Raw genomic sequence first — 6,669 nt, forward strand, 5'->3', positions numbered from 1 at the left:
TATTTTCTCCTCGTCGGGCTTGTCGAATGCATCGGCTCATAATGGGGTATCGATGGAGGTCATGACGTGGGAGTCACCCATCTCATCCAGCAGTAATTGATCGAGTCGTTCTTCCATATGATCGGTTTTTTTTACCGGGGCTCCTATTCCATACCCCGGATGAATTTCAACCGGCGGTATCCCTGCCGGAGATGTGCTAGTCACAGGCGCCGATGGTTTTCGGGGTATGGGATCATATCCTGATGTTCCCCAGGGATGGCAGCGCGCCAGTCGTTTCAGCCCCATCGGCACACCTTTCGTTATGCCCCATTCGCCGATGGCCTCCACCATATACTGCGAGCAAGTGGGTACATGCCGGCAGGATGGAGGGAACAGTGGTGAAACCAGCACTTGGTAAGCCCGGACGGGTAAGATTACCAGTGTACGTAGAAATGAAGAAGATGTTTCCATTTCAGATATTTTCGGGGAATTCGTCCTTCCACAGCGTGTAACGCCAGTCGTCCGCCTCCTCTTCCGTGAGCAGGCACTTTTCCAGATCACGCAGATGCTTCTCTTTGTCCAGATCCTGTCCGATGAAGACCAGTTCCGTTTTCCGGTCGGCCCATTGCGGGTGCCAGCGGGCCTCGATGGAATCGCGGTGCTCGAGGTAATCCGCATAGCGGTAGCGCTCGGCCTCCGGAATACTGCACCACCATGCGCCCGCACTCTCAATACGGAGGCTGCCGCCCGCCTGGCTGAAGCTGATGGCCATGTTGGGCCGGGAGGCCATCCAGAAAAGTCCCTTGGCACGTATGACTCCTGTCGGGTAATGTTCATTCAGGTACCGGTACCAGCGTTGAGGATGGAAAGGCCGCTGCGTGCGGAAAACAAAGGAGGATATACCGTACTCTTCCGTTTCGGGCGTATGCTCGTTTTCCAGTTCCCTTATCCAGCCTGCTGAGGATGCCGCCTTCTCGAAATCGAATGACTTGGTACCCAATATTTCGCTGGTATCCACTTTCCCGAAATGCGACCGGATGATCCTTGCATCGGGGTTCAGTTTCCGTATGGCGGCCTCCAAGGTGCCTACTGTTTCATCCGATACCAGATCCGTCTTGTTGAGCACAATGACATTGGCAAACTCAATTTGGTCGGTAAGCAGGTTCACAATTGTCCGCGTGTCGTTTTCATCGTCGGTCATGTTTCGGTCTTGCAGGGTCTCGTCGGTTCCGAAATCCCTGAAAAAATTATAGCAGTCTACCACGGTCACCATCGTGTCGATGTAACTGAACCGGGAAAGGTCGATGCCGTTGTTTTCGTCCACGTAGCTGAATGTCTGTGCCACCGGTACAGGTTCTGAAATACCCGTACTTTCGATAAGCAGGTAGTCAAACCTGTCTTCCCTGGCCAGCCGTTCCACCTCCACCATCAGGTCCTCCCGAAGTGTACAGCAGATACAACCGTTGCTCATCTCCACCAGCTTTTCATCCGTGCGCGAAAGCGTGTTCTCCCGCTCTACCAGTTGGGCGTCAATATTCACTTCGCTCATGTCATTGACGATGACGGCGACTTTGAGGTTTTCCTTGTTGTGCAGCACATGGTTCAATAGGGTGGTTTTTCCCGCTCCGAGGAATCCGCTCAATACAGTTACGGGTAATTTTTTTGCTCCCATAGATTTCCTTTTTTTATAGTTGTATCGTTATCTAAATGTTCCATGCATTGTCTTTATTCAACGTATCCGTTCAAGGGCGATACGGCTGAACCAATCCACTACGCGCTTGTGGTGCTCCTCACCATAGAGCCGGATGAATTGCTGCGTTTCCGGCAGCTCGGGATTGTTGTAGACGTTAAGCCGTTGCCGTGCAAAAGCTGCCGTCAGCGGTATCCGGCACTGCCGCTCCATGCAATCTTTCCAGCTTTCGAAATCCTGTGGTATCATATCGTTGCGTTCTGGTCGGTCAAAACTATAAATTAAATTTAACAAAAGCAACTAAGTTGCAATTGAAAAAACAATGTATTACCTTTGTTGGGCTTGGAGAAAATCAAATAACGTGGCATTGACTTAATATTAAACTGTAACAATCAAAAAATGGAACAAAAACAATTCAGCGAAAAAATGGTGATTGACACCTTGCAACTTTGGTGCGACAATGTGGTTCTGATTGGCAAGATCTATTCTGAAGGTGGAGATGTAGCCTCAGCTGCCGATAAAGTGCTGAGCGACAACTATGACTATGACAGTGGCAAAGTCCTATTCAAGCCGACACTGGCCTATGGGCCGCAAACATTCAGACCCACCAAAGAGGGAGCCCTTGCTTATTTCATCGGAGGAAACAACAATTTCCCTGACGACAAAGGATTCAAATTAAAGCCATGGGTAAAGGTTTGGTTTAATAAGCTTGATTACATACTGCATAACGATCTGGCTATTGTCCAATGCAACGTTCATTTTATTGGGGCCGATGATAGCCACATTTTTGTAAACAAAAGCTTTGTATTCAAAGTCTGTGACGACGATAAAATTAGAATCATTTTACATCAATCATCATTGCCCTATAACCCGGGGCCTGTTGCCTAATGCGAAAGTGCTTATATATGATTTGCCCAACTGACCAGCTTGAATCTGCCATCAATGCCAGATTTGAAGGCCATAATTATTTTTATACCACGCTCGGCAACACGCTGATTTTGGATAAAAATACAGTTGGGCAAATCGTGGCACTTTTAGATAAAAACAGCATTAGGGAAATTACATTTATATTATCTGAAGACAATTGCATCGTTCTGGACGCATTAAAAAATCAACATTTCCTTACAATCAACGGGTTAAATGGACCTTACGCCCATTTGCAGAAACACAAAAAACATGTGTTAAGTTCCTGGGATGCAGAACACCAACACACCTTGATTCTTTCGCATCACCTGAACCAAAAAATAAAAGAATTAAAAGCAGGGCTTCAGGGGCTTCTTACCACTCCACCTTTGATTAACGGGAAATTATTTTCAGTGCATACAAAGGACTTTAGACCCATACATTCCGATTTGGTATGTATGTATTCCGGCAATTTAAGTTAATCCTGACAATGGCATTGCGTTTTTTAACTTGGTTCTGCAAAAGAGGGTTTCCGGCATGTGTGCTGATGCTGCTGTCATTGACAGTAAGTGCGCAGCAAGCGGATCCGACCCATCTCGTTGATCACAAACCCTTGATGAACGCTGTCTGGGAAACGTTCGACCAGCTGATGTACAAAGTGACGCACAAAGACGGGCAAACGATTTATACACCTCATTTCCCCGAATCGCTTAAGCGTCTCGACGGTAAAACGGTAACCCTAAAGGGGTACATGGTACCCATCGAGCCGGGGCGTCGCCACCATGTCTTCCTGCTATCGGTGCTGCCCGTATACCAGTGCATGTTCTGCGGACAGAACGGCATCCCGCCCATGGCTGAAATAACCATGGCCGACAACACCAAGCTCACGTTTGGAGAGGAGCCCATTACCATCAAAGGGACTGTCTTTCTGAATGGGGAAGATGAAAACCGCGCGGAAATACAGCTGCGTGGGGCCACGAAACTGGCAGAAAGCAAATGATACAATTAAATAATCGAATATAGAGCAATGAGGCCTACTGGTCCGGGAGGATAAGCGGGCAGGAGCTGATCGACTCGGGGAAGGAAATCCGCCGGAAGAACTGGCTCCTGCAACGGGATGCCGGTATTGACCTGATCCCATCGGGTGATTTTTCGTTTTACGACCAGGTACTGGATACCTCGCTGATGGCCCACGCCGAAATAATACGCTCCGTTTTCCCAAGCTTTGTCTCCATCGATGGGGCTGGGAGCAGGCATGGCCAGCAAGCGTATCACGCAAACGAAGCTGCCTGTAGGTGATTTAGCGCGACATGAACGGGCTCCTCCCCCACTCGAAGCCCGCGACGCTATAATTTGGATTCAGCGATGCGGAAGGCAATCGATACATCAGCAGCCTTCGCGGCATTGCACCGAGTCCGGTTATCCCACAAAGTCGCTGTCATCGTGCCTTCGAGGAAGGTCTCACCGTTGGCCGTCTCAATCTTGGAGATCGTGATGCCACCTTCCGATGCCTGGTATTTAGTGTGCCCGCCGGGTTCACATACTTTCCGCCACGTATCTGGGCGAGAATAAGAATTGCCATGAATAATTTGCTGCAGGATGGCTTTACCTTTCTGCCCTGCATAGGAAGATCCGTCGTACCATGCAAAAGTACCCGTCCGGGCGGTGGGCCCCATGCCGTTTATCCATGCGTAGAACATTTCGCTTTCCGAAAAATTGCAAGACAGAAACAAATCTTCGCCTGCAAACCAGTAGTAGAATTCGCCGGGTCTGCCGGTGAATTTTTTTCCGTTGAGCGTACCGTAAAAATAGGTGTCAGCGGCCGGCAAGGTCACTTCAGGAGTTGTCTTTCCGCTTGTCAGCAAAGCGGCACAAAGTAATAGCAGTGTTTTCATCGCCACAAAGGTAGCGTGCGGTTAGTGCGCATTTCTCCGTACCACACCGCAGTCGGTGTTTTCCGTATTGCTACGAGGAAATTGAAAAGTCGTAGCTACGGTTAATTTTGTGACCAACGCTAGTACGTTTTTGCGTTCAATTTCCAAGCCCCGGCAACCCGCACCCTCCTGCAAGCAGCCATACTCGACACTTACTTCCCCGAGCAAAAAGCTTACTTCTACCAAAGCACCTGCGCGTTCACCGGCATGCGTTTGGTATCACGGCATGGCCATAGTTTCGTTGACGCGGGCCTATTGAGCCATTCAGTGTAAGCCATGATGATCGCATTGGCAACGGCATTGCACTGTGTCCCAATATGCACCGCGCCTTTGACCGTGGGTTACTTAGCGTAGATGAAGATTATCGGGTTATCGTGTCGCCGCATTTCACGGAGGATGAAGGTCATGGCACAAAACTATCGGCTAACACAAGAAAATTAGTCCTGCTCACCAAATAATAGGATAGCTCTCCTTATAGGCCTCAAACTTTTCATCCTTCGTTATGAATGAAAGGTTTTCATATTTAGCAGTTGCAAGTAGATATCTATCAAATGGATCACGATGGTTTTCGGCAAAATTCATCCCCATATAAGTCCTGAAATGTTCATCTTTAATTGACAGTGTATTATATCCAGAACGATAAGTAGCATCAATAAATTCATTGAGCGATACGCTAAACTCCGTCAATTTTCCGATTTTCAATTTAATAGCTATTTCGAAAAAGCTCATTTTGCTTATAAAAAAACCGTTGTCATTGCTTTCAAGGGTTTCCCGTACTCGATCGGACAACTTACTTTGGTCTGCTAAAGCCCAAATGCATACGTGAGTGTCAAGCAGATAGTACATATTTACATGTAATCTTTTAAGTCATCTAACGGCTCATTGAAGTCCTCAGGAAGCTTTATTTTGCCTTCCAGCAGTCCAATTTTCACTTTCCCTTTCAGAACCTTTTCAGCGCTGTCCTGCCCCGTGAGAAAAGTAATCATTACTTCCGCTTTAGACTTTACTGGAGGCTCTTCGGTAAACGTTATTTTACCATTTTCATAGATTCCTTTTATCGCCGTGTACATAGCTATCTCCTTTACGCAAAGATAAGCTATTTTTTCTAAAACTAGATGAAGGCCATTTACTCTCCAAATACCGTAAATACCTAAAGCAGTATTCAGGGGACGACTTTAGTATCACGAATGACAAACGCTTCAAATTAGATTACGCAGTAGAGCCGCGGCCAGCTACCGTGGTGAAGTTTGACGTGGCATGGCGCAGCAAAGATGCGTTGCACTTAGTCAAACCGGTGAGCTTCGATTTGAGCCGGCAGGATGTCATCACCCGCAAAGCCTACCAATATTATGGGCAGTTTCTGGATTTGGAGGACGTGGCCACGGAAAACAACTACGCATTTGACTTGCTACTCGCCAAGCCAAGAAATCGCAACCTTTTTAAGACCTATGACAACGCCATAAGATTGTTAGAAAAACCAAACCGTGTCCATCCTGCAGACTGCCCTACTGGATACTTATTTTCCCAAGCGTAAGGCTTACTTCCTTGCGGCCAAGCACAGTGGTGAGGGCTACCTGCACGATGCGGAGGCGTATCCTTCAAGAACCGGAGGCGCAATATAAAACCATTCGCATCGACACCGAGGAAGATGTCTTTGTACGCAACAGGCTGTTCAATCGGCACATCCTACGGCTTTACCAAAGCACCTGCTCGTTCACCGGCATGCGTTTGGTATCACGGCATGGCCATAGTTTCGTTGACGGATTTTGGAAAATTTTAAGCAAGTTTGTAAATTGCGGCCTCTACCAATCCAACCATTACAACAGAAATAAATCATAAAACCGCTAACTACATAACAGCTTGAATATGGAACAATTTGATGGAGATGAATTGATAACCATAAACCTAAGGAAATACCATTACCTGATTGAATGCAGGAAAAAGGTAGCGAAGTTCGACTTTGTCATCCGTTTGCTGGAAATGGATGACGATAAACTTGCTAAAAAAATATCAGAGTTCGACATTACCGAGCATCGCGCCAATGTCCTTAAAGAATCCGGTATAGTCACCGTTCGGGATTTGAAACACTTTATAATTAACAACTATCCCACTGACGTTGATATATCATCGGTGACTTTTCGTGGGTTTGGCTCCACCGGCTCG

Annotated in this window: 14 protein-coding genes; 8 read left to right on the forward strand and 6 right to left on the reverse strand. The window is 47.3% G+C overall.

Annotated elements, in window-relative coordinates; all coding sequences use genetic code 11:
- Positions 1-36: 36 nt before the first annotated feature.
- From yidD to B5X72_RS18620, 3 genes are read right to left on the reverse strand one after another with little or no spacing between them, the layout of a single operon-like run.
- A complete protein-coding gene (gene yidD, locus B5X72_RS21135; RefSeq protein ID WP_079718436.1) occupies positions 37-450 on the reverse strand; it encodes a membrane protein insertion efficiency factor YidD in 414 nt (137 codons plus the stop codon).
- Position 451: 1 nt separating this feature from the next.
- Positions 452-1,651 (reverse strand): GTP-binding protein, encoded by a 1,200-nt coding sequence (locus tag B5X72_RS18615; protein WP_079718437.1) that lies wholly within the window; start codon positions 1,649-1,651, stop codon positions 452-454.
- Between the two features lie 57 nt (positions 1,652-1,708).
- Entirely contained in the window at positions 1,709-1,918 is a 210-nt protein-coding gene (locus tag B5X72_RS18620) for a hypothetical protein (protein ID WP_079718438.1), read from the reverse strand.
- A gap of 150 nt (positions 1,919-2,068) precedes the next feature.
- Between B5X72_RS18620 and B5X72_RS18625 the strand changes: the two genes are divergently transcribed.
- From B5X72_RS18625 to B5X72_RS18640, 4 genes are all read left to right on the forward strand, one after another.
- The gene (locus B5X72_RS18625; RefSeq protein ID WP_079718439.1) at positions 2,069-2,557 is read left to right on the forward strand and encodes a hypothetical protein; all 489 of its coding nucleotides are present in this window, start codon (positions 2,069-2,071) and stop codon (positions 2,555-2,557) included.
- 17 nt (positions 2,558-2,574) lie between these two features.
- Positions 2,575-3,054, forward strand: a complete 480-nt coding sequence (locus B5X72_RS18630; RefSeq protein WP_079718440.1) for a hypothetical protein — start codon at positions 2,575-2,577, stop codon at positions 3,052-3,054.
- A gap of 8 nt (positions 3,055-3,062) precedes the next feature.
- Complete coding sequence (locus tag B5X72_RS18635; protein ID WP_079718455.1) at positions 3,063-3,572, forward strand: hypothetical protein; 510 nt, start codon at positions 3,063-3,065, stop codon at positions 3,570-3,572.
- 86 nt (positions 3,573-3,658) lie between these two features.
- Complete coding sequence (locus B5X72_RS18640; RefSeq protein WP_245827022.1) at positions 3,659-3,871, forward strand: hypothetical protein; 213 nt, start codon at positions 3,659-3,661, stop codon at positions 3,869-3,871.
- A gap of 47 nt (positions 3,872-3,918) precedes the next feature.
- Here the strand turns inward: B5X72_RS18640 and B5X72_RS18645 are convergent, their stop codons facing one another.
- Positions 3,919-4,467 carry a hypothetical protein gene (locus B5X72_RS18645; RefSeq protein ID WP_079718441.1) on the reverse strand — a complete coding sequence of 183 codons (549 nt, stop codon included), beginning with the start codon at positions 4,465-4,467 and terminating at the stop codon, positions 3,919-3,921.
- A gap of 293 nt (positions 4,468-4,760) precedes the next feature.
- On the opposite strand from B5X72_RS18645, the gene B5X72_RS21210 reads away from it, so the two are divergent.
- Positions 4,761-4,964, forward strand: a complete 204-nt coding sequence (locus B5X72_RS21210; RefSeq protein WP_079718442.1) for an HNH endonuclease — start codon at positions 4,761-4,763, stop codon at positions 4,962-4,964.
- Here B5X72_RS21210 and B5X72_RS18655 read toward each other — a convergent pair.
- Positions 4,954-5,352, reverse strand: coding sequence for a type II toxin-antitoxin system VapC family toxin (locus B5X72_RS18655; RefSeq protein ID WP_079718443.1), 399 nt, complete (start codon positions 5,350-5,352; stop codon positions 4,954-4,956). The genes B5X72_RS21210 and B5X72_RS18655 overlap by 11 nt on opposite strands.
- A gap of 2 nt (positions 5,353-5,354) precedes the next feature.
- Positions 5,355-5,576 carry a hypothetical protein gene (locus tag B5X72_RS18660; RefSeq protein ID WP_079718444.1) on the reverse strand — a complete coding sequence of 74 codons (222 nt, stop codon included), beginning with the start codon at positions 5,574-5,576 and terminating at the stop codon, positions 5,355-5,357.
- A gap of 167 nt (positions 5,577-5,743) precedes the next feature.
- Between B5X72_RS18660 and B5X72_RS18665 the strand changes: the two genes are divergently transcribed.
- The 3 genes from B5X72_RS18665 to B5X72_RS18675 form a co-directional block, all read left to right on the forward strand.
- Entirely contained in the window at positions 5,744-6,040 is a 297-nt protein-coding gene (locus B5X72_RS18665) for a hypothetical protein (RefSeq protein ID WP_079718445.1), read from the forward strand.
- 11 nt (positions 6,041-6,051) lie between these two features.
- Entirely contained in the window at positions 6,052-6,345 is a 294-nt protein-coding gene (locus tag B5X72_RS18670) for a hypothetical protein (protein WP_139378779.1), read from the forward strand.
- 27 nt (positions 6,346-6,372) lie between these two features.
- A partial coding sequence (locus tag B5X72_RS18675) for a hypothetical protein (protein WP_139378780.1) occupies positions 6,373-6,669 on the forward strand: 297 nt, incomplete at its 3' end.

Source organism: Parapedobacter luteus (assembly GCF_900168055.1).
Lineage (GTDB): Bacteria > Bacteroidota > Bacteroidia > Sphingobacteriales > Sphingobacteriaceae > Parapedobacter > Parapedobacter luteus.

Bases quoted from the DNA above. Each gene is read 5' to 3' on its own strand.
- yidD (WP_079718436.1), bottom strand. From the start codon at position 450: ATGGAAACATCTTCTTCATTTCTACGTACACTGGTAATCTTACCCGTC.
- B5X72_RS18615 (WP_079718437.1), bottom strand. From the start codon at position 1,651: ATGGGAGCAAAAAAATTACCCGTAACTGTATTGAGCGGATTCCTCGGA.
- B5X72_RS18620 (WP_079718438.1), bottom strand. From the start codon at position 1,918: ATGATACCACAGGATTTCGAAAGCTGGAAAGATTGCATGGAGCGGCAG.
- B5X72_RS18625 (WP_079718439.1), top strand. From the start codon at position 2,069: ATGGAACAAAAACAATTCAGCGAAAAAATGGTGATTGACACCTTGCAA.
- B5X72_RS18630 (WP_079718440.1), top strand. From the start codon at position 2,575: ATGATTTGCCCAACTGACCAGCTTGAATCTGCCATCAATGCCAGATTT.
- B5X72_RS18635 (WP_079718455.1), top strand. From the start codon at position 3,063: ATGGCATTGCGTTTTTTAACTTGGTTCTGCAAAAGAGGGTTTCCGGCA.
- B5X72_RS18645 (WP_079718441.1), bottom strand. From the start codon at position 4,467: ATGAAAACACTGCTATTACTTTGTGCCGCTTTGCTGACAAGCGGAAAG.
- B5X72_RS18655 (WP_079718443.1), bottom strand. From the start codon at position 5,352: ATGTACTATCTGCTTGACACTCACGTATGCATTTGGGCTTTAGCAGAC.
- B5X72_RS18660 (WP_079718444.1), bottom strand. From the start codon at position 5,576: ATGTACACGGCGATAAAAGGAATCTATGAAAATGGTAAAATAACGTTT.